General features: G+C 48.0%; 16 protein-coding genes. 4 read left to right on the top strand and 12 right to left on the bottom strand.

All coding sequences use genetic code 11. The features are described from left to right. Positions 1-97: 97 nt before the first annotated feature. Entirely contained in the window at positions 98-2,152 is a 2,055-nt protein-coding gene (locus tag C6P39_RS06355) for a glycoside hydrolase family 127 protein (protein WP_104803185.1), read from the bottom strand. A 162-nt stretch (positions 2,153-2,314) separates the two neighbouring features. Between C6P39_RS06355 and C6P39_RS06360 the strand changes: the two genes are divergently transcribed. Further along, a complete protein-coding gene (locus tag C6P39_RS06360) occupies positions 2,315-3,160 on the top strand; it encodes a helix-turn-helix domain-containing protein (RefSeq protein ID WP_104803186.1) in 846 nt (281 codons plus the stop codon). Here the strand turns inward: C6P39_RS06360 and C6P39_RS06365 are convergent. Next, positions 3,154-4,116 (bottom strand): N-acetylmuramoyl-L-alanine amidase family protein, encoded by a 963-nt coding sequence (locus C6P39_RS06365; RefSeq protein WP_104803187.1) that lies wholly within the window; start codon positions 4,114-4,116, stop codon positions 3,154-3,156. The genes C6P39_RS06360 and C6P39_RS06365 overlap by 7 nt on opposite strands. Further along, on the bottom strand, positions 4,113-4,991 hold the full coding sequence (locus C6P39_RS06370; protein ID WP_104803188.1) for an AraC family transcriptional regulator: 879 nt from the start codon (positions 4,989-4,991) through the stop codon (positions 4,113-4,115). The genes C6P39_RS06365 and C6P39_RS06370 overlap by 4 nt, the downstream gene beginning before the upstream one ends. Positions 4,992-5,125: 134 nt before the next feature. On the opposite strand from C6P39_RS06370, the gene C6P39_RS06375 reads away from it, so the two are divergent. Continuing rightward, entirely contained in the window at positions 5,126-6,439 is a 1,314-nt protein-coding gene (locus C6P39_RS06375; RefSeq protein ID WP_104803189.1) for a glycoside hydrolase family 27 protein, read from the top strand. Between the two features lie 117 nt (positions 6,440-6,556). On the opposite strand, the gene C6P39_RS06380 is transcribed toward C6P39_RS06375, so the two are convergent. From C6P39_RS06380 to C6P39_RS06395, 4 genes are all read right to left on the bottom strand, one after another. Beyond that, entirely contained in the window at positions 6,557-8,242 is a 1,686-nt protein-coding gene (locus C6P39_RS06380) for an AAA family ATPase (protein ID WP_104803190.1), read from the bottom strand. Positions 8,243-8,477: 235 nt separating this feature from the next. Further along, positions 8,478-10,127: a DUF2264 domain-containing protein gene (locus C6P39_RS06385; RefSeq protein ID WP_104803191.1), complete on the bottom strand. Its 1,650-nt coding sequence runs from the start codon at positions 10,125-10,127 to the stop codon at positions 8,478-8,480. 10 nt (positions 10,128-10,137) lie between these two features. Continuing rightward, the gene (locus C6P39_RS06390) at positions 10,138-11,277 is read right to left on the bottom strand and encodes a glycoside hydrolase family 88 protein (RefSeq protein WP_095175547.1); all 1,140 of its coding nucleotides are present in this window, start codon (positions 11,275-11,277) and stop codon (positions 10,138-10,140) included. Between the two features lie 183 nt (positions 11,278-11,460). Then, positions 11,461-15,624 carry a family 43 glycosylhydrolase gene (locus tag C6P39_RS06395; RefSeq protein ID WP_242986955.1) on the bottom strand — a complete coding sequence of 1,388 codons (4,164 nt, stop codon included), beginning with the start codon at positions 15,622-15,624 and terminating at the stop codon, positions 11,461-11,463. Between the two features lie 208 nt (positions 15,625-15,832). Between C6P39_RS06395 and C6P39_RS06405 the strand changes: the two genes are divergently transcribed. Together C6P39_RS06405 and C6P39_RS06410 are read left to right on the top strand one after the other, a co-directional pair. Next, a complete protein-coding gene (locus tag C6P39_RS06405; RefSeq protein WP_104803192.1) occupies positions 15,833-18,298 on the top strand; it encodes a glycoside hydrolase family 2 TIM barrel-domain containing protein in 2,466 nt (821 codons plus the stop codon). A gap of 24 nt (positions 18,299-18,322) precedes the next feature. Continuing rightward, complete coding sequence (locus C6P39_RS06410) at positions 18,323-19,699, top strand: MATE family efflux transporter (protein ID WP_095175549.1); 1,377 nt, start codon at positions 18,323-18,325, stop codon at positions 19,697-19,699. A 60-nt stretch (positions 19,700-19,759) separates the two neighbouring features. Here C6P39_RS06410 and C6P39_RS06415 read toward each other — a convergent pair whose 3' ends face one another. The 5 genes from C6P39_RS06415 to C6P39_RS06435 all read right to left on the bottom strand — a co-directional run bounded on the left by C6P39_RS06415 (position 19,760) and on the right by C6P39_RS06435 (position 26,952). Then, positions 19,760-21,358 (bottom strand): AAA family ATPase, encoded by a 1,599-nt coding sequence (locus tag C6P39_RS06415; protein ID WP_104803193.1) that lies wholly within the window; start codon positions 21,356-21,358, stop codon positions 19,760-19,762. Positions 21,359-21,555: 197 nt separating this feature from the next. Next, positions 21,556-22,500 carry an AraC family transcriptional regulator gene (locus C6P39_RS06420; protein WP_104803194.1) on the bottom strand — a complete coding sequence of 315 codons (945 nt, stop codon included), beginning with the start codon at positions 22,498-22,500 and terminating at the stop codon, positions 21,556-21,558. Between the two features lie 4 nt (positions 22,501-22,504). Beyond that, entirely contained in the window at positions 22,505-24,250 is a 1,746-nt protein-coding gene (locus tag C6P39_RS06425) for a glycoside hydrolase family 35 protein (RefSeq protein WP_104805871.1), read from the bottom strand. A 126-nt stretch (positions 24,251-24,376) separates the two neighbouring features. Further along, positions 24,377-25,963, bottom strand: coding sequence for an extracellular solute-binding protein (locus C6P39_RS06430; protein ID WP_104803195.1), 1,587 nt, complete (start codon positions 25,961-25,963; stop codon positions 24,377-24,379). 80 nt (positions 25,964-26,043) lie between these two features. Then, complete coding sequence (locus C6P39_RS06435) at positions 26,044-26,952, bottom strand: carbohydrate ABC transporter permease (protein WP_104803196.1); 909 nt, start codon at positions 26,950-26,952, stop codon at positions 26,044-26,046. Positions 26,953-26,958: the final 6 nt, after the last annotated feature.

Raw genomic sequence — 26,958 nt, forward strand, 5'->3', positions numbered from 1 at the left:
TTCTTATTCTGAGTACATTATAATCGAATCTTTCAGGAATAAAAATGGATTATTTTTCGATTTTATGTGATATTTTTTTATTTTTTTCGCCTTTTTTCTATTTTTCCTGTCTGACCCAAACTGTCATTTCATTTTCTCCCCTGTTTGCCCAGACATAATATGGTATGAAACGAAGCTTAACCGGTTCCTTTACAGCAGCTTTCAGAGAGTGATATAAGCCCTTCCGGATAGACGGCAGCTTCTGCCGGAATCCATCTGCCACAACAGAAGTGACCGGTTCCCCTGCCACTGTATAGGCTTCTGTGCGGGTCTCTGCACTGCAGTCCACTGTAAGCAGATGCAGATCTGCCCCATTGTCAACTTCCTCCAGGCAGTACACCACAGGGCCTCTTGCCACTGCCACCCTGCCTATGTCCTCCCGGACTCTGGGGTCAGCCTGCAGGATTTTCACATCCATGGCAAATTCCAGAGTCATGGATTCTCCCGGATCCCAGCTTTTTGTCACATACAGGTAACCATCCCTCATGACACAGGCATCGTCCTGCACGCCCTTCAGTGAAAAACCGGTCTGAGCTTCCTCTCCCCCTGCTTCCTCCCTGCACCAGTCCGGAATCCGGAGGGCTATGGTGAACGGTACGGATTCCCCGCTCACCTCTATGGTCACCTTACCGCTGTGGGGCAGCCCGGAGCTGATTGAGATAGTCACTTCTTTTCCATTCACCTGCTTTTTCACAATACTTCCCATATAGAGATGTACAAACAAGGTATCTTCTGTCTCCGTGAAGGCGTAAGCGCTGAGGGAACTCAGCAGCCTTGCCAGGTTGGGAGGACAGCAGGAACAGCCGAACCATTTCTGCCGCACGGGCTTCACATGCGCCTTCCTCTCATCTTTATGGCAGGCCTCAGGATTTACTTCCAGTGGATTCACATAGAAAAAGCTTTTCCCATCCAGGGCCATTCCGCTGAGTACACAGTTGTACAGTGCCCGTTCCATCACATCCGCATACCTAGAATCAGGTTTCATCTCCAGCATTCTCCTGGCAAAAAATACAAGGCCTATGGCTGCGCAAGTCTCTGCGTATGCCGTGTCATTGGGCAGGTCATAATTAAAAGAAAATGCTTCCCCTATCTGGGTGCCGCCTATTCCTCCGGTGATATACATCTTCCGGTCCACCATATTATCCCATAATTTTTCGCAGGCTTTATACAGGCTCTCATCCTGCGTCAGCCTGGCTATATCTGTCATTCCCGAATAGAGATAGACCGCGCGCACCGCATGGCCCACCGCTTCCTCCTGTTCCCGTACCGGAATATGCGCCTGATTGTATGCGTAGCGGAGTCCATCGGGCTGATCTTTCACACCTTCCGGGTGTTCTTTATCAAAGTAATAGGGTCTGCGGCCTCTTTCATCCACAAAGAATTTCCCCAGGTTCAGATATTTTTCCTCTCCTGTGGCCTCAAACAGGCGGACCAGTGCCATCTCCGCGATCTCATGGCCCGGATACCCCTTACATTTTCCCTCTTCCGGGCCAAAATGTTCTGCCGTATAGTCCGCATATCTCATGGCCGCTTTCAGCAGTTTATCTTTCCCCGTAGCCTGATAATAGGCCACTGCCCCCTCGATCAAATGTCCGAGGCAGTACAGCTCGTGATGGTCTTTCAGGTTTGTAAATATTTTATCTTTCCCGTTCAGGATATAATAAGTATCCAGGTATCCGTCCTCCTGCTGGGCAGCACAGACGATATCAATGGCATGGTCCGCTGTCTTTTCCAGCTCCGGGTCCGGGTGCTGGGTGAGGGAATACCCTGCCGCCTCAATCCATTTATAGAAATCACTGTCCTGGAAAACAAACCCGTAAAATTTATCTTCCGGGTGTTCGGGGTCCTGTGGAAGAGCCTCAAAGCCGCGGAAGGTGTAGGAGGGTTCCCGGAACGTTTCCCCCTGCTCTCTTCTCTCCAGGTTCTTCTTACCCGCGATCTTAAAATTCCTCATACAGTAGCTGGGCACAGCCCCCTCTACCTGGTCATTCAGTGCATCCCACTGATAGGGCAGCATCTGGGTCCTCACCAGCTCCATCTCTTTTTTCCAAAAATCATCGGTTATCTGCACGCTCCTCAGAGAAAGCGGCCTGCTGAAATTTTTTCTGTCCATTTTATCCATCCTCCATCTGCCATTTTGGGCTGCCGGCAATATCACTTACCGTACTTGATCTGTCATGATAATTTTAACAGAGCTTTGCTTTCCTATCCATTGCCAATACGGAATATGCCATGTATAATATGGAAATAAAGCTATAGAAAAGGAGAGTCTCTCATGCTTCTTATGGAAAAAATGGCGCACCGGCAGATAACCGGCGCCAACTATATTACATCCATTAACGGCATGGTCCATCCCGACCGTGTACTTTCAGAACATGATTTTCTTTACATGCTGGAAGGGGACTGGGAGATCATGGAGGATGGAAGTGTATATGAAATGCACCGGGATGACCTGCTGATCCTCGGCGCCGGCAGGCACCATTACGGCGAAAAACTATGTAATCCGGGAAACAGGCATATGTATTTCCACGTGCTGCCCTCCCCCGCTGAGAAGAGCGAAAAAAACGGCATGGAAAAAATGGAACCATCCACACTTTTTCCATGCCATACCCTGCTGCACTGCCGCCACAATCCCCACATCCGGATGTATTTTGAAGAAATCATATCCGCGTTCTGGTCAGACAGTCCTGAAAAGCTCTGCCGCCTCTCTCTGCTTTTTAATCTGCTGTTATGTGAAATCGCAGAGCTGCAGGCTGCCGCCGGAGACAAAGGACCGTCTGATCCTCTGGTAGAAGAAATCTGCCGGCAGATACAGTCTAACCCCCAGAGGTTTTACACTGCCGGGGAAATGGCGGAAGCTCATTTTATCTGTGCCCGCACCTTGAATAACCGCTTTCAGAAAGCCTGCCAAAAGACCTTCTATGCCTATCAGATGGAGACCAAGCTGGAGATGGTGCGGTACTTTTTGATACACCAGCCTGATGCCCCTCTTCATGAGGCTGCGGTCAACTTTGGATTTTACGATGAATTTCATCTGAGCAAAGCTTTCAAGAAACACTTTAAAATGTCTCCCTCCCGGTATCGGAAATACCATGCCTCATGCAATGTGCAGACCTACTGAGCGGTTACAAAATAAGCATCTATGCCGTCCGCAATTCCCTGTACCATATTTTTCTGCATCTCAGGGTCCTGCATTCTCTCATCATCACTTTGGTTGGTCATAAAACCCATTTCCAAAATGGTCACCGGAACTGTACTCCAGTTGATGCCAGTCATATTGTCATAGAGCCTTACGCCATTGTTTTTAATGCCTGTTGCCTGGCAATACGCATTGATGATCTCCTCCCCCAGCCTGCTGCTTTCCTCATGAAGCTGCCCCACATAGGGATTGTCAGCAGATGGGATCATAGTCATGGCACCATTTGCGCTGTTGTCCTCGCTGCCGTCGGCGTGAATCCTGACAAGGATCTGAGCACCGTTCTCGGCGGCGATCTGCGCACGTTCCACGTTGCTGACGGCGGTGTCATTGTCCTCTCTTGTCATGATGACCTCATAACCGCGGTTTTTAAGCTCCTCCTGAAGCTGCATGGAAACAGCCAGAGTCAGTTCATATTCCGGAACACCGGTGTAGACGCCCTGGGTGCCTGATGCGAATTTATCCTTCATCTCCTCAGAACCGGGGCCAAGGGGTTCCGTTCCCCCTGTATCTGCTCCCGGTCCCTGATGTCCGGGGTCGATGGCTACTTTTCTTCCGCTGCTCTTTTGGTCCGCAGGAGGCGCTTCCTGTGCATCTGCTTCCTGCACATCTGCTTCCTGGGCATCTGCTGTCTGGGCGCCTTCTGCTGTCCCTGCGTCCTGACCGGCACCTGCTGCTTCCTCCCGCTTCGCTTCCTTCAGCGCCTCCAGTTCTTCTTCCAGCGATTCCGACGTTTTCTGCATTTTATTTATCTGCCTGTCCATGCGCTTCATTTCCTGCTGAAGTGATTTGCTTTTCTGTACACCTGCCACGGCAAAGACCGCAAACACAGCGGCCAGTACAAAGATCAAACTGCCGAAAATAATTCCCATTTTTTTCATTCTCCCATTCCTTTCCTGCTGCATTTACCGTTTCCATTGCTCTCCCTGTAGCTGCCCGGGCTAATACCCACATGCTTTCTGAAGATTTTTGCAAAGTAATTTCCATTGGAAAATCCGTTTTTTCTGGCGATACTGTCTATACTCCACTCTGTGCCCAGCAGATCATTCATGGCAGACTGCAGACGGAGTCCTGTCAGATAGGACAAGGGTGCACGCCCCATCTCGTCCTTAAACGCCCGGGACAGATGCTCCGGGGATAGATCCAGTCTGGCTGCCAGCTCCTCTATCCCGGTAAGCCTTGGATATTCCTCCTCCATGATTTCCGCTGCCCTCTGCACAGCAGAGCTTTTTTTCTGTGCTGCCGGATGTTCTGTCTCCCTTAGCAGAGCGCAGAGAAAGCGGTAGAGAAACTCCCCGCCCTGGTATTTTTGCAGCCGCTCCCCGTTTGTCAGGCGTTTCTGCAGATGCAGTGCCATACGGATCGGCGGGCTGCTTTCATCCAGGGACATAAGATCCGGGCATATGTTCCTTATTTTACGAACAAACGGAATCGCCCCGTCTCCCAGAAAATGCAGATATAAAAATTCCCACGGCTCATCCCGGCCATTTTCCAGATAGTATCTGCTCTTTTCGGGAAACTGTACCAAAAAACCCTGCCCCCGCCGCACCTTGTACCCGAAATTATTTTTCTCAAATACGCCCTCCCCTCCAAGTGTATACTGAAAGAGAAAGCCTTCATATCCCGGCCTGTCATCATTGTAAAAATCGTACGTTTCCCCTAACCGGCTCTCCACGCCGCCGTCCAGCAGAACCAACGGCTGTCCCTCCATGTCGTCCTGATTCAGAACGCCGAATATCCCCCTGTTGTACCCCATCAAAAATTTACCTCTATATATCAAATTTCTATTCTTTTGTTTTACACACAATCTTATTATAATTAGTGTTATGGAAAAAGTCAAAAGATTAAAATAAGTCAAATTTCTACCCGAATGATACCAGGAGGTTTTTTATGAACAAAAACAGTTTTGCAAAAGTCCCGCCTATGGGCTGGAACAGCTATGATTATTATGACACTGCCGTAAATGAAGAACAGGTAAAGAAAAACGCGGACTACATGGCTGCACACTTAAAAGAATACGGATGGGAATATATTGTGGTGGATATCCAGTGGTATGCACATAAAGCAGGTTCTAAGAGAGACCAGTTCCAGTACATTCCCTTTTCCGGACTGGAAATGGATGAATATTCCCGCCTTCTGCCTGACCCGGAGCGCTTCCCCTCCTCGGCCGGCCAAAAAGGGTTCGCTCCCCTGGCTGCTTATGTACATAGCCTGGGACTGAAATTCGGCATTCATATCATGCGCGGGATCCCCCGTATTGCAGCCCAGGACCATATGAAGATAAAGGGCAGCGAAGTCACTGCCGACATGGCAGCCAATCCCTATTCCATCTGTCCCTGGAACCCGGATATGTACGGCCTTAACAATTCTCCTGCCGGACAGGCTTACTATGATTCCCTGCTGGAACTGTACGCATCCTGGGGTGTGGATTTTATTAAATGTGATGATATCTGCAACACCTGCAACCAAAGCCCTCACCGGGAGAATCAGTATAACGCGGCCCATGAGGTGGAAATGCTGGCAAACGCCATCAAACGCTGCGGACGCCCCATCGTATTCTCCCTCTCCCCCGGACCTGCCCTGATCGACAGGGCATGGCATTATGAGAAATATGCCAATATGTGGCGTATCACGGACGATTTCTGGGATGACTGGAAATATTTAAAGGATATGTTTCGCCGCTGTGAACTGTGGCAGACACAGGTTTCGGAAGGATGTTATCCCGACTGTGATATGCTCCCTCTGGGGTGGATCGGAAAAGGCTTCGGCAGGGAGCGTATGACAGGATTCACCAGAGAAGAACAGCGAACCATGATGACTCTTTGGTGCCTTTTCGGTTCTCCTCTTATGCTGGGCGCAGAGATGACCAAAATGGATGACTGGACCCTGTCCCTGCTCACAAACCAGAAGGTACTGGCACTGCTGCCGCCCTCCTGCCGCCCAAGACAGATCTGCTTGGATGAGGATAAGGCCGTCTGGACTGCATGTGATGAAAAGGAAGGGACTCTGTATACCGCACTGTTTAATCTCAGTGATGAAACTGCTTCTGTCAGTGTGGGTCTGGACGACCTTGGAAAAGGATTTGAGGAGGATGCTGCACTTACCGATCTGTGGGACGGAGCAATCAGCCGCAGCGAGGACCTGGAGATCCGGGCTATACTTCCTGCACATGGATGTGTGCTGTATCAGGTTCATATAAAATAGGACCCCGCCCGGAGGGCTTTCTTACACATAAAAAAGTTCAGAGGGATTTCCTATGTGATAAAGAATAAGCAGCAGTCTGTGAAAACTTAATTTCACTTTGACTGCTGCTCCTATTTTTTACATCCGCACCATACATTCCTTTTTGTAAAAGCTTATCCCATATTTTAAAATCTCTGTGTAGCCCTCATCCCGCAGCTCTGCATCGTATTTCTGTTCCTTTATCTGCCGCAGGGCAGACGCACATGCTTTCTCCATATCGGAAAACTTTGCGGAGACCTTGATCTCTAAAATAACTGCCCGTCCCCGGATACTGGGAGTTTTTAATATAATATCAGGTCTGCCTTTTCCGGATTCCCGGTTTGACAATATCCTGTATTTCCCTATATTTTTTAACAGCCCGGTCAGAAACCCATGATAGTAGCTCTTGGCATAATCGTAAAAGCTGATCGTTTCCTGAAGCTGGCTGCTGATCTCCTCCTCCATCACCCTGAAATTTCCATGTTCTATGGCCTCATACAGCACACCTAGATCCATGTTCCGAACCTTTTGGTCAAACCAGGAAAGGATCGTATTCTTATAAATATAACGAACTTCTGCATTTGGGATCGCCATCTCGATATACTGGTCTTCCCCTACCATCCGCCTGTCTGTCTGCCTTAAATACCCTGTAAAAAACAGAAAATTCCACAGGTTATCTTCCGACTGATACACATCCCCATATGTGATATCTTCATGGACAGGCTTTTCGATCGTACTGCCCTCGATCAATGCCTCCAGCTCTCCTCTGACCGAAATATCTGCCCTTTCCACCAGCCCTCTGACAATACTGTTTGATGAAGGATTGGCCCAATAAGGGGAAGGAAACGCCTCTCTGTCTGCACATAAATCCTTGGTAAACTTAACAACGCTCCATGGATTATATACCTCCTCGTCACCGAAACGATATCCGTCGTACCAATGCCGCATTATATCTTTTTTCTCTTCAAGACCATAGTATTGAAGCATTCGGTCTACTTCTTCCTGTGTAAAACCAAAATACTCCCCATAGCTCACCGCCAAAATAGAATTTATATCCAGATTGTTCAGTCCCGTAAAAATGGACTCTTTAGAAATCCTCAAGCACCCGGTCATTACTGCAAATTCCAAGAATGGATTTGTCTTGAGTACTGACTCAAACAAAGAACGGAGAAACTCTGCCATCTCATTATAAAAACCGGAAAAATACGCATTTTCAAGGGGTACATCATACTCATCCAGAAGTATAATAACGTTACTGCTATAGATTTTGCTCAGACATTCTGACAAAAAACGAAGAGATGTATTACACTCTCCTCTTACCGCCTCCATCCTGGTCATTCGGATATACCGCTGTTTTTCCTGCGGATTCAGATCCATATCTTCTAAAAATGGTTGATGCCGCTTATGCTCCTGGGAAATGGCTTCCTGTACTGCATAAAAGGCCTGCGGAAAATCAGGCTGTTTTGCTGATTTTAAAGAAATACTGATAACCGGATATTTCCCCATCTGTTCTGTATAGATGCTGCCGCAGGAATAGATTGAAAGCCCCTCAAACAGCTTTTTATTTTCACAGTTTCTCTCCTCACTTCCTGTATTTTCAAAAAAACATTTCAGCATACTAAGGGTCAGGGTCTTTCCGAACCTTCTGGGACGTGTAAAAAGGCTCACATCCCCCTTTTTATCAAGCAGTTCCCTGATAAACAATGTTTTATCTACATAGTAATAACCATTTCGTATTAACTTCTCAAAATCGTCCACTCCCACCGGCAACGGTTTTCTTATCATGGTCTCCCGCCTTTCCCTTTTTCCCAATTATACTTCATTAACAGAAATAGATAAAGCCCCTTTTCGGTATAAAAAAGGGGCTTTATCTCTAATAGTGTTACTGTTTCGTAGCTCTTTGCACAGTAACGCGCTTCGCGATGCACCGATATGAGCATTCTGCCCCGTATCGCGCTGCCTGCCTCGGGATTTTCATGCTTCCGGCATGAAAACGCCTCCCGGTACAGTGGCCTGTGAACTAATATAACACTTCCGTCTCTATAACATTTTTCCCTTTCCGGATCTCATATTTCACAACAGGGATCAAAGTTTTGCTGTGAATCAGGTTGGTATTGGGGTCCGGCTTGATGACCATGGATTCCCCTTCTCCCTGCAGAGAACGCACTTCACATCCCTCCGGTTCCGTCATGGGCAGGGCAAACCCGGCATCATAGGCGGTACAGTCATAATCACTTTCAATAGTATGTATCCTTCTGTGTCCCGCACCGGTGGGAATGATACGGGAATGCACCAGGATTCCCGGCAGGGGAGACCATACAGAAACGATCTGTTCTTTTGTCACCTCATAGCTCTCTGCCTGCCCGCGGATAAAAATATGTCCCAGCACTTCAAAAGAAAGTACACTGTCCGGTGCGGCTTCCTGAACATTCACCGGGGAGCGCATCACGCTGAAGCCATATTTTGTGGAGTAGGCGAACTTGGCGTATTTTTCCTCGGTATGGCCATGAACATGTCCAAAGGTACGGCCTCCCGGAAGGGCCACCACATTGCCGCCGGCTCTTCTCTGTATGATCATATCCGCCTTTTCCAGGTATTTCTCTGACCGGAGCAGAGGAAGAGGCGCCGCCTCGCAGGTCCAGAAAGGGTCATCCTCCGGCAGGGCAAGACATGCAAAGGCCTTCATGGCCCAATAGGGTGACTGGGGAGAATTGTAGCTCTCCGTCATCTGCAGATTGGGATAGCAATACCCAATGGTCAGAAGCCCTGAATGATCAAAGATCGGCAGATTCATCCAATACTCCAGATGCCGTACAAGGATCCCCTTCATGACAGGCAGGGGAAGAGGCTCAATATGCGCCATGACGCAGGCAGAATAAAAGGCCGCCTGTGCAAAGCGGTAAGTCAGAGAGCGCCCATAGGGAAGGGCACTGCCGTCCTCTGCAAACCAATACACAAAGTCTTTCCCAAACTGCTCCGCCCGTTCCAGGTAACGCCTGCACCGCTTGGGATCCTCCTCCTTCATGACCATTGCGTACACAATTCCATAAAACTCCATGGCAAACGGAATATAATAATCCGCCTGTCCGTTCTCTCCGTCCAGATACCAGCCGCCGCCAAGGTAGCAGGACTCAATGAAATCCAGGCTTTTTTCCATTCCCTCTTTGTCGTAGGGCATTCCCGTCTTTCTGAGTGCCGTGTTCACCAGGATGTGGAAGAAACGCCAGTTACAGTCACAGCATTTATTCCGGTTTATCTCGCAGAGCCAAACACTAACCTGTTTTTTCTCCTTTTCCGTCAACGGCTCCCAGATCTTCTCTCCTGCAAACAGGATGGCAAAGGCAATGGCAGCCATCTCCACCAGCTTCTGGTCATAATCTCCACATTTGCCCCAGTATTCCACTGAAGCAGGGTCTGTACCGGAAACCAGGCCCTGCCTGTATATCTTTTCAAAGGCCTCATCACTTCCGCCCCCTGCCCAGAAGGCAGCCAGTCCCCAGAGCGGACGCGAAAATCCTTCCATCCAGGCACTCTCATCCGGATAATGGGCGCTGGTGCAGCCTATGTTCAGACGGGCTTTTTCTTCACTGTAATACGGTTTCAGCGGGTTCAGGATCTCCAGCATCCATTTCTCAAAATCCTGCCTCGTGTTCAGCTTTCTCTTATCCATAAGGCACCTCCTACCAAATCCAGAAATCTCTGCCCATCAGCCGCAGAACTGCTTCTATAAAGAAATAATCCCCGTAAATAATAGGTACCTGAAGGTTCTCCCCCTCATCATGATACGCCACTTTTCCCATACCCAGAACTCCGTCCTCATCCGGGTTCCAGTTACAGAACTGTTCTTCCATGGCACGCAGGATCCGCAGGGCACTTTTCTCATACAGATTTTTCTCATTTTCCGGTACATGTTTCGCGATCTCCAGAAGGCCGCAGGCTGCGCAGGCACCGGCTGTGGAATCATAATACAGCGGCTCCTTGGGTGCTCTGAAATCACACAGGGGAAGATAATCCGTAAGGGATACATTTGCAATAAAATAGTGGGCTGTCTGCTTTGCCGCGTCCAGGTATTTTTGTTCTTTTGTGTGGGCATAACTGATGGCAAATCCATAGACTGCCCAGGACTGTCCTCTGGACCAGGAAGACCCCTCCTCATACCCCTGCCCTGCCGGTGCTTCCAAAAGCTCTCCGGTCAATGGGTCCAGTATGGCAATGTGATTACAGGAACCGTCCGGGCGCAGTATCTTCTCCATTGCTGTGTCTGCGTGTTTTCTGGCGACCGCTTCAAAACGCGGATCCTTTGATTCCTCGGAAGCCCAGTAGAGCAGGGACAGATTCATCAGACAGTCAATGATCATCCATCCTGCCTTATCGTCATTCCAGGCTCGTATGAAGTTTCCCAGCACATTAAATCTGCCTGCCAGCAGATTGGCTGCGTGCTGGCCTCTGATATAGGACTCATGACTGCCTGTGAGCCGGTAGTCCGCCACTGCTGTGTGCATCCACATGAAGCCCACGTCGTGGTAAAGCCCTTCATATTCCTCCATGGATCTGTCCAGGCGTTTCTCCACATTTTCAGCTTTCCTGCGGTATATTTCCTTCCCTGTGGCGTGATACATCTGCCACAGGATCCCGCCCCAGAACCCATTGGTCCACCAGGCGATATCCCGTTCTCCCAAATCCTCCTCATAGTGTCCGTTTTTTGGAATGTAGGGAATTTTATCCCCCAGCCTTTCACATTCCTTTTCCATTTTCAGATCGAATCTTGCAAAGGTTTCTTCCAGCCATTTACAATCTGCTTCTGATAAAAATTTCTGCATGAATCTGTTTCCTCCGAATATTAAATATGGTAACGGTTCAGTAACCTCACAGTTACAGGCAAAAATCCATGCAGAATCGCTTTTGGCGATGGGATTTTTGCTTGGCTGCGGAATGCTTTCTTACGGTCAGCGCAGTGCATGCGCAGACCTACTGGATCGTTACTAAATATGTTATCTCTTCCTCTATGGATTTACATATACCGGTTTCATCAACCCGTCTGCTCCGAATTCCACCCGGTCCATACAGGTCTCACGGTGATAGCCTTTTCCCTCCGGATAATCACTGAAAGGAGTGGCAAATCTATGATAAGCCATGTAATAAGTATCTTCCCCGGACCCTTTGAAAATGCAGTGATGGCCTGTCCCCAGCACACCCGTCTCCGGCCTCTTCAAAAGCACGGGATACAGGTATCTCACAGGTCCGTACAGACTTTTTGAGATACCGTAGTTCACATGATAATCCTCACATCCGGTGTCCTCGCACGACCAGGTAAAATGATAGATCCCCTGCCTTTTCAGAACGGTCACAGCCTCTCTGAAATCCTCTGCGCCCTCCAGGTTTTTCATGGTTTCCGGGCAGACATGGAGCAGGTCGTCACTTAACTTTACAATGGCCGGCTCTCCGTTTCCAAACAGCATATACACCTGTCCATCCTCTTCATAGATGGAAGGGTCTATCACCTGACTCATTTTTACCCCTGCGGCCTGCACCGTTTCAGGGGTCAGCAGAGGTTCCGGCTGTGCCAAAAACCCGGACACCGGGGAATCACTGACAGCTGCACCGATACAGGAGACACCATCCGGCCTTTTTGCGCAGAAATAATAATAAAACCGTCCATTCCGCTGAAAAACAGCCGGAGCCCAGGCCGAACCCACAGACCAGGGAACCTGCTCGGAAGCAACATCCAGTATGATCCCCTCATCCTTCCATTTTCTCAGATCTTTGGAGGAGAACACATGGAATTTAGTCCCTGACCAGTGTGAAAAACCGTCTGTTGTGGGATATAAATAGTAAGTTCCATTAAAGTTCAGCACATCCGGGTCTGCATAAAGCCCCGGAAGTACAGGATTTTGTCTGCCTTGCAGCCTTAAGATACAGATAGATTCCGGTTTTATGTCAACTTCAAATCTGTTGCTATCAAACGCGGCTGCCGTTACCTTGGGAGTCACCAGATCCGGGTGTTCAAACGTGTTTCTGTCCTCTCTCCCAAATCCATCCATTCTGTATAGGCTGCCTGCAAAACGGCTGTTTTCCTCACCCTCCAGGCATATCTGTACCTTCTGCTCCCGGGGCAGTACATTGACCAGTTTGATGATCACATCTCCTGTGTCCTTTTCCAGGCTGCTGGTAATATAAACCGGCTCTGCCAGAACCAGAAGCACCTCTGTCTCCTGCTCCGGGATTCCATCCACAAATGTCTCCACCTTTCTGCCCCGAACACGGATCTCCAGGTCGTAAGTCCTTCCCACTTCCACGCTGCGGCTCCGCTGGATCAAACAGGAATTTCTCCCATTCACATCCTCACCGATGATAGAATCTTGATTGGCCCATCCGCCAATTTCCCAGAACAGGCGGTTTTTCTCATCCTGCTGCCCAAAACTTATGGTAAATCCCTTTTTGCCGCTCAACTCTCTGGCATGCAGATGAATGGTATAGTCTCTGCTGCTTACATCCATGAGCTTTTCCTTCGGTTTGTCAGGGTTCACCACTGTTTTCGGATATGTATACTGTTTCCCTGTCTCTTCCTCTGTGATCACGATATTGTCAAATACCACCTCGGATTCATTGGCTTCCAGGACAATGGATCCGGGAAGACTGTCCGGATACCTGCTCAGCATTACGGACGGACCCTTATCCTCAATTTCCTGCTGCAGCACCACATCCCCGTGATGGTTCATAAAAAGTTTCTGAACATAATAACTGGGAGAAGGCACTGCCCCATGGTTATCCATCCATATCATATCCGGTTCCCAGTTTACATAATCCTTATGACAGAACAGCGGTGCATAGCATGCCAGTTTTACTGCATGGGCTGCGTTCTGCATTCCCACCATAAAAGATGCTTCCGCCAATGCATTGAACCAGGTATTATCATGGGAAGCATACTCTCCCAGAAATACCTTGGGCCCATTCTCAGGAAATACATCGTAGCGGTGGTGATGGGCAATAAACCATTCCGGGGACTGGTAATAATGTTCATCCACCAGATCAGCCCCCTCCTCTCTTGCGGACCGCCACCCTCTGTCGTATTCCCTGCCTGCCGCAAAGGGGCCACTGGTGCCAATGATCCGTATCTCCGGATATTTCTCCCGGATCGCCTTATGAAAAAGAGGGTACCGTTCAAAAAACGGCTCTCCCACCTCCTCATTACCGATACCGATATATTCCAAATGAAACGGTTCGGGATGTCCCATTTTGGCCCGCCTGGCGCCCCAGAAAGAGTCTGCATCCCCATTGGCAAATTCGATCAGATCCAGTGCATCCCGGATATATCCTTCCAGTTCATCTCCCACAGCCCCCTCGCGGGTATGGGGATTATAGCCCCCGGGAAGTACAGGAACAGGCTTTGCACCTAAATCTTCGCACAGCAGAAAATATTCATAATACCCCAGTCCCATGGTCTGGTTATATCCCCAGTTATTTCGACAGGCAGGCCGGTTTTCCACAGGGCCGATGGTGTTCTTCCACCGGTATAGGCTGTCCCTGTCTTTGGCGTGCAGGGAACCGCCGTGGATCAGGCAGCCTCCGGGAAAACGCAGAAATTTAGGATGCATATCCTCCAGAAGCTGCGCCAGATCTCTGCGCAGGCCGTTCTTTCTGTTCTTATAGGTATGTCTTGGAAACAAAGACACAAAATCAAGTTCCACGCATCCGCTTCCCTTTACTGTTACAGCCAGTCTTCCCTGCCTGTCATCCATAGGCGCCTGCAGCGTAAGCTGGTATTTCTCCCAGTCTTCTGTCATATAAATACTTGCACAGGTATAGACCTGTCCATTTGCGGAGCGCAGGGAAACTTCCAATCGCTCACAGTCCCCCCTCTCTTTTCTGGCATAACAAGTAAAGTCATAGGACTCATCTTTTTCAAAGGAGATTCCCTGCCCGAATCCCAGATTCCAAACACCGGTATCCTCCCCTGTCTCCGGTATTTCTATCACCAGATAATGGGGATTTTCAGGGAAAAGCCCATGTTCTTTTTCCACGCGGAGTTCTGTTTTCCCACCCTTTTCAATCTTCTCCCAGGCCGTCAGTCCATGATACTCCGGGTTGTCTACAGAACAAAATTCAAAGGCACGGTTCTGAACCAGTTCCGCATATAATCCGCCGTCTGCCGCATGGTTCAGATCTTCAAAAAAGATGCCAAACAGGTCCCGCATCTCTGCTTTTTCTGCTTTTGTATTAATGTTTACCTTTATATCAGGTTCCGCATTTTTGCTGCCCCACCGCTCATACAAGCGCTGGTATTCACTTTCCTTCAGCACCAGCACAGACCCGTGGCGTTTGCAGACATTTCCCATATCATAATCCGCTGCTTCAGCCACTTTAAAATCACCGTTTTCCAGACTTGTACAGATGAGGGGAAGGTATCCGAGTCCTTCTGCAAACCGGTCCACCATAAGGCACCACTTCCCTTTTTCCCCCATGGGGAATGCTGCCGGACCTTCCACTCCCATCAGCGTGCCCAATTGTTCTGCACATACCTCCGTAAATTCTCCCTGCAGGCTTGTGCCTTTGTCCATGCGTATATTTTTATTGGTTTCATCCTTTGAGAATCGGTAGAAAACGCCTTCTTCCTCTATAATGGTGGTGTCTATTACATGATGATCCCTCTCAATGTATTTTTCCGGTGCTGTGAACACCCTAAAATCTCTGGTGTAGGAACAATAAATTCTTTGTTTATGCGCTGAGTCCCCCGGCTCTTTTGTCATGGAGGCCCAGAATACAAGGTAGGATCCCTTCTCCGGATCATAGATGGCCTCCGGCGCCCACGCACAGCCAGCCCCCGGGATTCCCGTCTCAAAACTCCAGGGTTCTGACCAGTGAAGCAGATCTTCAGAGCACCAGATAATGATCCGGGTACTCCCCTCCATCTGTGCTGCCGTCCAGCCTTTCTTGCTGGCAATCCTCAGATCTGTGGCAATGATATAAAACTTTCCATCTATGACAGACTTTATTATAAATGGGTCCCTGACTCCTTTTTCTCCGATCCCGGACCGGATCACCGGCCTGCCCTCATTCAAATCCTGCCAGTGCATCCCGTCTCTGCTTAGCGCAAAATACACCTGTTCTCCATCCGGAGACTCCCCTGTAAAATGTACAAATAAATAACCGTTTTCTCTCTGATCCATGCAGTTTTTTCCTCCTTACTCATGCCATATCCCGGTATTTTGAAATCGGTTTCAAATTTTCTTTCATTCTACTACACCCAGCGGACTTTTACAATGCCTTTCGGGAAAAAGTCGCTGATTTACAATAAGTCTCTCCCAATTCCATTGTTTTCCCCTGCCGTTTCCTTATAATATGTTTTAGCAGAAAAAGAAACTAGGAGGTATTCCATTGAATACAACATTTTATCCCATAACACAAAGCTGCAGATTCCATCCGGGAGACTGCCCGGATGCATGGCAGGCATGGTATGATGACTCAGCCTGGGAGACGGTTTCGCTCCCTCACGACTGGTCGGTAACTCTTCCGTTCTCCAGAGAATATTCCAGTGGTACCGGATACCTGGCAGGCGGCATCGGATGGTATCGGTTCCGGATCACACCCCATAAATCCTGGAAAGGTAAAAGGCTGTCTCTGGCCTTTGACGGTGTCTATAAAAACAGTCGTGTCTGGTGCAACAGCTACTATCTGGGAAACAGGCCAAACGGTTATATTTCCTTTACTTATGATATTACAGAACAGTTTTGTTTTGACCGCGAAAACATCATCTGTGTCTGTGTGGACCACAGGGATATTGCGGATTCCCGCTGGTTCACCGGCTCCGGTATCACCCGAAAAGTACAGCTCCTAGTACAGGAGCCTGTGCATATGGTCCCTTACAGCGCGGCGTTTGAAACACCTGAGGTATCCCCTGAAAAAGCGGTCTTTCGTACATCCTGTGAGATAAAAAATGATACCTTGCAGGATGTACGGGCCACCGTTACATTCAGGCTTTTGAGGACAGGATATGATGGTCTTGCTGCCAATGAAACACAGGGAGGGCAGGCCGTAACCAACCCTTCGGCTGCTTCCGGGGTGCAGGCCGAAGCTTCTGTCAATATGTGCTTCCCTGCCGGTACCGTATGCAAGGCTGAGGCTTCCCGTGAGGTAACTGCCCCTGTCCTGTGGTCTCCGGATTCACCGGAATTATATACTTTAGAAACCTGGATCTGCCTGTCCGGTGAGTGTGCTCCGGAAGCTGACTGCACTATAGGATACAGGATTGACACACGCAGCGTCGGATTCCGCAGTATCTGTTTTGACGCTGACAGAGGCTTTTTCTTAAACGGCACAAACACTCTGATAAAAGGAGTCTGCGTCCATCACGATGCTGGCTGTCTGGGTGCTGCCGTGCCCGCCGCAGTATGGCGCAGGCGCCTCAGAAAGTTAAAGGATATGGGATGCAATGCCATACGGATGAGCCACAATCCCCATATGCCGGAACTTTATGACCTCTGCGATGCGATGGGTTTTCTTGTCATAGATGAAGCATTTGACGAGTGGGAAGGTCCCAAAAACAAATGGAGCACCGGACACAATGTGTATCCCCCAAAGCACCAGGGCTACTATCTGGAGTTTCCCCAGTGGCATAAAGAGGATCTGACAGCACTTGTGCGCCGTGACCGCTGCCATCCCTCTGTTATCATGTGGAGTATCGGCAATGAGATCGACTACCCCAATGACCCTTACTGCCACGCCTCTTTCACCACCATGACAGGCAACAATGATGCGGATAAACCGGCGGAGGAACGGCAGTATAACCCCCAAAGGCCGGATGCCGGACGCCTGGCTGTGCTCGCACAAAAACTGTCCAAAATCGTGAAAGAAAATGATAAGACCCGTCCTGTCACCCTGGCTGCTGCTTTCCCGGAGCTGTCTTCGGGACTGGGCTTCCTGGACTCTGTGGATGTTGCCGGATATAACTACAAGGAACATCTCTATGAGGAAAGCCACCGCAGATTCCCCGGCAAACCATTTATCGGAAGCGAAAACGGTCACAGCCTAGAAGCGTGGAGAGCAGTGACGGATAAGCCCTGGATCTCAGGACAGTTTCTCTGGACCGGAATTGATTATCTGGGGGAAGCTAAAGGCTGGCCCATTCATGGCTCCGGTGCAGGGCTTCTGACACTTGCCGGATTTGAAAAACCGGGTTATTACCGCAGACAGAGTCTATGGTCCTCCAAGCCCATGATACATCTGTCCACTGCCCGGATGGACGCTGACCGGGGGGAATGGACCCCTGTTGCTGATACCTGGAACTACCCGGAAAAAGAAGAAGTGCTTATAAAGTGTTACACCAATCTGCCCCGGGCAGAAATATGGCTGAATGACAAGTGCCTGGGCACTTTTGAGAAAGATCCGGACGCGGATGCCATTACTCTTTCCGCTGCCTACACGCCCGGCACACTGAAAGCACTGGGAACCGCTTTGGATGGAACAAAAGTCACACACACACTGATAACTACAGGCACTGCCTGCTGCGTATCCCTGCAATGTTTTGAGGACTTCCCGCATCCCGGCCCCCAACCCGTGTTATATCAAATTGAGGCACTTATGAGAGATACCTGGGGCAATCCTGTCCTCTCCGACTCTTCCCTCCTGCATGTGACAGCAGATAACGGCAGAATATGCGGGCTGGAGAATGGAAACCTGGCGGATGTGACGGATTACAGCGCCCACTTCAGACGGGCATATTGCGGCAGATTATTAATTTATGTAAACCATATCAATGAGGAAAAAGAAGTGACCATCACGGTTTCCGGTGATGCGGAGGCAAATATCAAACCGGCGGTCCTGATACTTCCTCCCTTAAAGTGACAGAGATAGAAAGAAGGAAACTCCATGAAATTCTTTCATTATGACAAAACCTTAAGCATTATGAAAACACCACAGGGCACCATGACCCTGTCCCGCATCTTCGTGCCCTTTTTTACGGAAATGCTGCTTCTTAATATGATGGGCACCATCAACACCCTGATGCTCTCCCATTACTCAGATGATGCTGTGGCAGCCGTTGGCTCTGCCACCCAGCTTCTGGGAATGATACTCACCTTTTATACCGTGATCGGCACAGGCGCGTCCATAGTCATCAACCACAACCTGGGTGCTGAAAATACAGAAAAGGCTTCTGACGCTGCTTTTACCTCCATTATCTTGTGCGGCACATTAAGTTTGGTTCTGGGCACTTCTCTTTCCCTGGCAGCCAGGCCTCTTCTGGGCCTTATGCATCTGGAAGGGCAGGTTTTGGACTATGCAGTCACCTATTTCCGGATTGCCGTGCAGTTTTCATTTTTCCAGGCAGTGACATCCAGCGTCTCCGGTATTTTCAGAAGTTACGGGAAACCTAAGATATCTGTCTGCGTGTCCCTGACCATGAACTGTATGAACGCCGCACTGGACTATCTGATCATTTTCCGCCCGGTAGAACTTCCTCTTTCCGGGGTATCCGGCATTGCTGCCGCCTATGTATGCAGCCAGTTGTTTGGACTGCTCCTGATACTCACTTTCCTGCGGAAAATACCGCTGGGGCTGAATTTCAGAAAAAAAGGTCCCGCTTCATTGAAAATTGTCACAACTATGCTGAAGGTGGGCATCCCGGGAGGTGTCAGCACCATTTCCTACAATCTTTCCCAGGTAGTCTCCACCTCCATCATTGCTATATTGGGGGTTGGTGCTATCTCCACTAAAATATATGTGTCCAATATTGTATTTTACGTATATGTATTCGGTATGAGTCTGGGATTATCCACTTCCCTTATGATAGGATGGCTCGCCGGAGCGGGTAAATATGAGCAGGCATACAAGTTAAATCTTCAGAACCTGAAACTGACCATAGGCGCCAACGTGACCCTTTCCTTCCTGATCTTTCTTCTGGCAGAGCCTTTGCTTGGATGCTTTACCTCGGACCCCCAGATCATTGCCATGGGCAGGCATCTGATGCTCATTGATATCCTGGTAGAAACCGGCCGGGGATTCAACCATGTGGAAGAAAATTCCCTGCGCGGCGCCGGGGACGTGATCTATCCCATGACGGTATCTATGATATCCTGCTGGACCATGAGTATTCTCTTTTCCTATATTCTGGGAATCCGCATGGGACTTGGCCTTGCAGGGTGCTGGATCGCCTTTGCCATGGACGAATTTTTCCGCGGAACTGCCTATCTGATACGCTGGAGATCCAGAAAATGGACCGCAAAAACAGTCGCGGCCCATGTCTAGTCAGCAAAACGGGAGCACCATACAGGGGCTCCCGTTTTGCAAAAATGATCAGCGTGACCGTCAGTTTTTTTCAACAGATTCAATCACACATTCGTGTCTCTTTGTCTTTATATTATAATTAATTGCCACTAACAATAAATTCCCTGAGTAACTCTCCAGATTTTTAATATAGCGTTTCTCTTTCATCTGATTTATAGCACCTTTTGCAGATTTATTCCATTTTAATTCTATTATCATAGCCGGTTTATCCGAATGATTAATTTTCGGAAGAAACACAATATCCGCAAATCCTTCACCTGTGGGCATTTCTCTGAAAATATCATAATATATCCTTGCGCTATAATATGCCAGGGTGATAGTACAACTGAGTGAATTTTCATTATTATATGTCAAAACTGATGTCTCTAAATGTGAAGCATCTATTCCTTCCGCTACAGCATCCGCATCTTTTTTCCACGTAGCTTCCAAAAGCATTTCGGATGTACGGATTGCCTTTATAACGGCATTCCACCCTGCTCCCTCTATTGCATTTACAAATTCTGAACTTATTTCTGCATTCGGAATAAATACCTCTTTTTCCCACATATCATACGCCAAGTACCCCAGATGGATCAATAAGGTCAAAACATCATCCCTGGTCTTAAGTGATGTCATATCATTAACAAACGTATTTGTATTGATCCTGCATCTTTCACCGGAAAGCATCCGGACAATACTGTCTTTTAGCCCATCAAAATTCATATCTATATAAATTCTCAATGCCTCATACGTCTCTGTCTGTGTCCAATAATTGTCAAATTCCTGATTCAGCATTGCATCAACTACGGATTTTGGACTATATACATGAGGTGCTTTTCTAAATTGATATCCATCATACCATTGCTTTGTCTCTCCAAAGTCCATCCCAAATTCCACACAAAGATTTTTCACTTCTACTTCTGTAAATCCCACATATTCTGCGAGTCCCTTGGGATTTGTCATTGAAAATTCCATGAACATATTAAGCGCTGAATGTGACCCATACTTTTTAATGGGAAGGATCCCTGTCATATAAGTCAGCTTTGCATACTCCGCATCTTTTAGCAAATCCCTTAAAAAATCAAGATATTCTGTCTGTGCTTTTGTATCATGCTGCTCTTCCCGGAAAATACAGTCCCATTCATCAATAATAAATACAAACTGGTTACCTGTTATTTTATATATTTCTTCTAAAATACCTGCCAGTTTTCTGGTTTTCTTTTCCACCGGCTTGCATTTTTCTTTTTCTGTCAGAAATGGATAATTTTCATATAACTCTTCCAGGACTCTTTCCTGCAGATATAAGACTAAATCCTCAGGCTTCTCAACCCGGCTGAGGAATTTCTGTATATTTAGGAATATTAAATCATGCTGATTCAAATGCTCTTTAAATGACTCCGCCCTTTCAATCTGCAGTCCTCTGAACAGCTCCCTTGAATCACATCCACAGCTATAATAGGCCGTCAGCATACTGGCTGCCATAGTTTTTCCAAATCTTCTTGGACGGCTGACGCATAAATATTTCTGCTGAGTGCCAAATACTTTGTTTGTGTATTCTATTAAACCTGTTTTATCCACATATATTTCGGAAGCTACTGCTTCTTTAAACCCAATGTTATTGGGATTCAAATAAATGCCCATCGTTTTGGCCCTCCTGCTGAATATTATTCACATTGCACCAGACATTATACTTACATGATAGTGCAGCACTTGCTGCTGCATAAATTATGGAATCCATCGCCAAAGGCGATTCTGCATGGATTTTTGCCTGTAGCTGTGAAGGTACTGAACAGTTACATATGAAGTATTATAACATGCTGTCATGAGATTATGTCACTTTATTGTAAATTTCCGTTACCGTCCTCACACTCCATCTCCCTCACCCCTGCCAAAGCCCCATACTGCCCCGGTGATATCCCGGTATACTTTTTAAACACCTTGCAAAAATATCCGTCATCCTTAAACCCCACCCGGTATCCCACGGCGGAGATCTTCATGGAAGTGGTAGCCAGCAGCTCCATGGCACGGTGTATGCGTATTTCATTCAGGCAGGCGAAGATGGTTTTTCCGATGTTCTTTTTAAATACCCGGTTCAGATAATCAAAATTACAGGAAAACTCCTCCTCAATTCCTGCACCTGATATCTGCCTGTGATAATTCTCATTCAAATAATTCAAAAGCTCATGGACCCGGTGATAGGAGGATGGGATCCCGTGGGTGGGCCTGGCCGTCCAGGAAGACAAGGCCTCCCTGGAGATTGCCACCAGGGCCTCCATAAAGCGGCACTCACACGCTACTTTATAATTCTCCATCTGGTTTCTATGCTGTTCCATGGCCTCCTGGATCAGCTTCAGTACCCGCAGATATCCTCCCTTTCTGCCCAGAGAAACGTGTTTCGGCAGCCAAAGGACGTCATCTCTGTACCGCTTATGGGAACCGCTGTCCTGCTGCAGGCAGGTTCCCCGGATTCGCAGAAGATTCTCCATAAAACCCGGCTGCACCTCTCTTCTGTAGATCTGAGGATGGCGGAAATGGATATAATAATACTCACACTCGGAGGCCTTCAGTCCTTCGTGCACAAAGTCCGTATCCAGCAGAAGTACATCTCCTTCCCTGAGTTCATACTCTTTTTCCTCTTCCCTCAGGTACAGCACCCCCTGCTTCATAATATACAAAATATATTCATCCGGCTGCCGCTTTCTGTGTACATAGGGCGGCTCCAGCACGGCTGTGTCCACCAGCCTGATCTGCGGCAGGATATTGGCATTTATTTCATAATACATCTCTTTATCCTAGGTCCGGTTCACCGCAAAGTGAGATGCTGCCCGGCGCCTTTCCCTCTGTCTCGAAAATAAGGATCGTATTTTCCCCTTCTCTCAACAGCGGGGCCGGTATATATAACCGCTTCTGCGGACCGATCTCCCAAAAACGTCCGATATTAAATTCATTGACCAGCACACAGCCTTTTCCCCATCCGGTAAAGTCAAGGAAGGTATCCCCTGTCTCGTCAGCCTCAAATGTAAATTCATAGAATCCCGGCTCTCCCGCTTTGATCGGGACCTCAAAATCGAGACCGCTTAAATCTTCCATTGGCAGGCAGTATTCTGTCCAGTGATAATGCTGGTGGCCGTTGATCTGCACGCTTCTGTCGATTCCTTTGCGCTGCTGCTCCAGAGCCGGCCCAAAGTTGACGCGGCCCATATTTTCCATCAAAATGGAGATTTTTTCCCCCTTTTGGATCGGATCCTCAAACGCATACTCTGTCAGCAGTTCCCTGTCATACAGTGTCAGTACAGGCTTTTCATCCACAAACATATTTGCTCTGTCATTGGCGCCCCACAGACGGATCTTTTCAATAGGTCCCTCGTATTTCAACGGACTTTCGTACAAGATGTAGCCGTATCCCTGGCCCAGCTTTTCCATGGACTGAGGATATACACAGTCAACCGGAGAGGCTATGTTTTTCAGGTTTCCGAAAAGCCCGGCTTTTCTGGCTGTCCTCAGCGTTCCGTAGTCTTTTCTTTTTATCTCCGTACTCAGACTTACTTCCGGTATCTCCGCATATTTGCTGATAACCCGGCGGAACGCTTCATATTTGGGTGTGATCCTGCCGTCCTCAGTCAGCAGGGCATCATAATCGTAGGAAGTCACATCCGGAGTCAGCACATCATAGTAGTTGGAGCCATTTGTAAATCCAAAATTCGTACCGCCCTCAAACATATAAATATTCACATGCCCCTCAGACAGGATTTCGTCCAAATCCTTCACATGCTCATCCAGATCTCCGGTCTGATGGCATTCCACACCCCAGTTGTCAAACCAGCCCACCCAGAACTCCATGCACATAAGGGGCTTGTCCCCTATCTTCTCACGCATAATGGCAAACTGTTCTTTTCCCTTGGAGCCAAAATTCCCAGTCTGCAGGACACCGTCTATTTTTCCGCAGTCAAAGGCGTCTCCCCACGGACCGTCTGAAGTGACAAGAGGAACCTCACATCCGCATTCTGTCATGAGATCCTTCATGTATTCCAGATACTCCCTGTCATCGCCATAGTAGCCGTACTCATTCTCAACCTGCATCATAATGACCGGACCGCCCTTGGTATACTGCAGAGGCGCAATGACCTTAAAAAGCTCCTCATAGTATTCTCTCACATGCTGCAGATAAGGCTCATACATGCAGCGAAGGCGCATACCGTCCTCCCGCAGAAGCCAATAGGGAAGTCCGCCGAATTCCCACTCCGCACAGATATAGGGAGACGGCCTTAAGATCACCATCAGTCCCAACTCCTGGGCCGTATTCACATAACGGGCAATATCCAGAATACCGCTGAAATCAAACACACCTTTCTCCTTCTCATGAAGGTTCCAGGGAATATAGGTCTCAACCGTATTACATCCCAAAGCCTTTAATTTTTCCAGTCGGTCCCTCCAATATTCAGGAACCACACGGAAATAATGCATCCCTCCGGAAATAATCTTGATCTTTTTTCCGTCCAGATAAAAATCATCCTTTATTTCAAATTTTTCCACAGTTACTCCTTTCTGAACTTTCATTTGTTCATACGGCAAATGGGAATGCCAAATGCCGGGCACTTTTTGCTGCGCCAGTATTGGTATTCCCATGCGTTTTACTAAATTTTCCTAATTATGATTTTATCACTTTTCGCCTCTGAATGCATCAATATCTTTCTGGATAGATGCCTTTACTTCTTCATAGCCGGCTGCTTTGATCTTTTCCCTCATTTCGTCGATGGCTTTGTGGGGATCATCATATTTACCATAACCAAGCTGAGGCAGATATTCAGATAATACATTGGCAATGGCTGCCTGCTGTGTCTCAATTGCATTTTTGTCAATGATCAGGTTTTCAAATTCATAGTCATATGCAATCTTATCATAGTTGTCGATCATATCCTGTGTGCCATCCCACCAGCTTACATTCTGCAGCTCCAGGTCATCGTTACGTCCGCACCAGAAGTTGGCATCCACTTTGTCAGTTGCCTCATCCCATCCTTCCGGATAATCCAGCTTGCCGTCCTCTGTCACAATGTAGTCTGTTCCCTCAACACCATAGTTGATGTAACGGTAGCACTCTTCGTCGTTGCGCAGCAGATCATATACCATCAATGCTCTCTCCGGATGTTTGGAGTTTGCGCTGATCGCTGCGGCGCCGTGAGTCTTGAGTGGTTTTGCCACATTGTTGTTTTCCTGTCCCCAGTAATACATTTTCACATCAGAACCCGGCTGTTTTACATCCATGTTGGGTTTTACCTGTGAATAGTAAGTCTGGCTGTGGTGCTGGTCTGCCGCGCAGGTACCTGCATACATTTCCACTCTGGTATCGCCGTCATAGTTCAGGGCATCCTCACGCCATACGCCGATCTCATTCCATTCTTTCATGATATCTGCAGCTTCATAGATGGCATCGTCTTCCATGAACGGAGAAGAAACGGTATAAGGATCTTCTTTGGAGGTAAACCAGAATTCATAGTTACCTGCATTACATCCGATAAGCGGACGGTAATTTGTATTAGATAAAATGTATGGCTCCAGAAGGCTTCCCAGGTTATTCTTTCCTGCATCCCACGGAACAACATCCGGCTTGTTGTCTTTTACATATTTGAAATATGTGGTCAGTTCGTCAAATTTTGTGATGGTTCCGTCCGTGATGCCTGCCTCTTTTGCCCAGTCTCCACGGTACATCATTCCATGGTTTGTATACTGGGTGTATTTATCCTCAGGGATGAACATGATCTCATCGTTCAATTTGCAGATATCCCAGTTGCCGTCAGCGTCAACCTGTTCCCAGGTCTTCGGTGCGTATGTCTTCAGCATATCTTCTGTCAGGGGCAGGAATGCACCTTTCTGCGCATTTTCCCATCCGTACAGCCAGTCTGTAGCGGTTGTGATAATGTCAAGGGATGCGTCACCGCTTAAAAGCTGTGTATTATACTGTGTCTGCCAGTCAGCCCACTCAACATAAGTGAGTTCCAGCTCTGCATTTACTTTTTCAGTCAGGACTTTGTTTAACCCTTTCAGCACCTCATCTAATCTGCCGTTGGAAGGTTTGTTTCCCAGAACCAGCATGTTGATGACTTCATGACTGGAAGTGTCAATGGTTCCGTCCTCTTTTACTTTGGAACCTCCGTCACCGCCTTTGCTTCCGCAGCCTGCCAGGCTTGCTCCCATTAATACCGCCATGGTCAGGGCCAGAGTACGTTTTACTGTGGTATTCTTTTTCATTTTGATCCTCCACTTCTTATATTTTTTATTCATATAAATCCCTTACAGGGTAATTCATATCAGTCAGCAGTTACAAAATATCAGCCTTTTACCGCTCCCACGGTGATACCGGAGATAAAATACTTCTGTACAAAAGGATACAAAAATACGATCGGTCCGGTTGCCACAACCGCTGTGGCCATCTTCAGTGTATTGGACGGAAGGTCTGCAACCGTCACAGCGGCACCGGCCATTGAGTTCTTAAGCGCAGCGGCCTGGTTTATGATGTTGTACAGATAATACTGCAGCGGCTTATAATCCACCTCTGAACCCAGATACAGGGATGAGAGGTACCATTCGTTCCAGTAGCCCAGAGCCAGAAACAGACCCACAGTTGCCAGCGCCGGTTTCAGCATGGGCAGAACAAGGGAAATAAAAATCCTGAAGTCTCCGGCCCCGTCAATCTTACCGGACTCGGTGATCTCAAAGGGCACGGATTTTGCAAAGTTCTTCATCAGAATGATCAGCCACGGGGTCATAAGTAATTGGAAGAACACGGCAAAGTATGTACCTTTTAACTGCAGATATCTGGATACCCAGATGAAAGTGGGCGCCATACCTGCGGAAAACAGGGTTGTAAAGTATATGAAAAAGGATATTAGATTTCTGAAGGGAAAATCCTTTCTCTGCAGGGCATAGCCGGTCATGGCAATGACGAACAGTCCCACAAGGGTTCCGCAGACCGTAAGAAGGATGGTGACTGCGTAAGAGCCCAGTATCATTTTCGGGAAACGGAACACCCAGGTATATGCATCCAATGTAAACTCTTTCGGAAGCAGGCCGAACCCTTCCTTCATGATCACGCTCTCCGTACTGAATGAAGCCGATATGATAAGAATAAACGGCAGCAGACAGATCAGCGCAAAAGCTGTGATCACCAGATAAGAAATGATTTTTACGATCCAGGTACTGGCGTCCTGTTTTATCTTTGTCTTATTTTGATTCTGCACTTTACT

The organism is Blautia marasmi (genome assembly GCF_900258535.1).
Lineage (GTDB): Bacteria > Bacillota > Clostridia > Lachnospirales > Lachnospiraceae > Blautia > Blautia hominis.

Bases quoted from the DNA above. Each gene is read 5' to 3' on its own strand.
- C6P39_RS06355 (WP_104803185.1), bottom strand. From the start codon at position 2,152: ATGGACAGAAAAAATTTCAGCAGGCCGCTTTCTCTGAGGAGCGTGCAG.
- C6P39_RS06370 (WP_104803188.1), bottom strand. From the start codon at position 4,991: ATGGGGTACAACAGGGGGATATTCGGCGTTCTGAATCAGGACGACATG.
- C6P39_RS06385 (WP_104803191.1), bottom strand. From the start codon at position 10,127: ATGGATAAGAGAAAGCTGAACACGAGGCAGGATTTTGAGAAATGGATG.
- C6P39_RS06365 (WP_104803187.1), bottom strand. From the start codon at position 4,116: ATGAAAAAAATGGGAATTATTTTCGGCAGTTTGATCTTTGTACTGGCC.
- C6P39_RS06395 (WP_242986955.1), bottom strand. From the start codon at position 15,624: ATGGATCAGAGAGAAAACGGTTATTTATTTGTACATTTTACAGGGGAG.
- C6P39_RS06415 (WP_104803193.1), bottom strand. From the start codon at position 21,358: ATGGGCATTTATTTGAATCCCAATAACATTGGGTTTAAAGAAGCAGTA.
- C6P39_RS06410 (WP_095175549.1), top strand. From the start codon at position 18,323: ATGAAATTCTTTCATTATGACAAAACCTTAAGCATTATGAAAACACCA.
- C6P39_RS06375 (WP_104803189.1), top strand. From the start codon at position 5,126: ATGAACAAAAACAGTTTTGCAAAAGTCCCGCCTATGGGCTGGAACAGC.
- C6P39_RS06380 (WP_104803190.1), bottom strand. From the start codon at position 8,242: ATGATAAGAAAACCGTTGCCGGTGGGAGTGGACGATTTTGAGAAGTTA.
- C6P39_RS06390 (WP_095175547.1), bottom strand. From the start codon at position 11,277: ATGCAGAAATTTTTATCAGAAGCAGATTGTAAATGGCTGGAAGAAACC.
- C6P39_RS06360 (WP_104803186.1), top strand. From the start codon at position 2,315: ATGCTTCTTATGGAAAAAATGGCGCACCGGCAGATAACCGGCGCCAAC.
- C6P39_RS06420 (WP_104803194.1), bottom strand. From the start codon at position 22,500: ATGTATTATGAAATAAATGCCAATATCCTGCCGCAGATCAGGCTGGTG.
- C6P39_RS06430 (WP_104803195.1), bottom strand. From the start codon at position 25,963: ATGAAAAAGAATACCACAGTAAAACGTACTCTGGCCCTGACCATGGCG.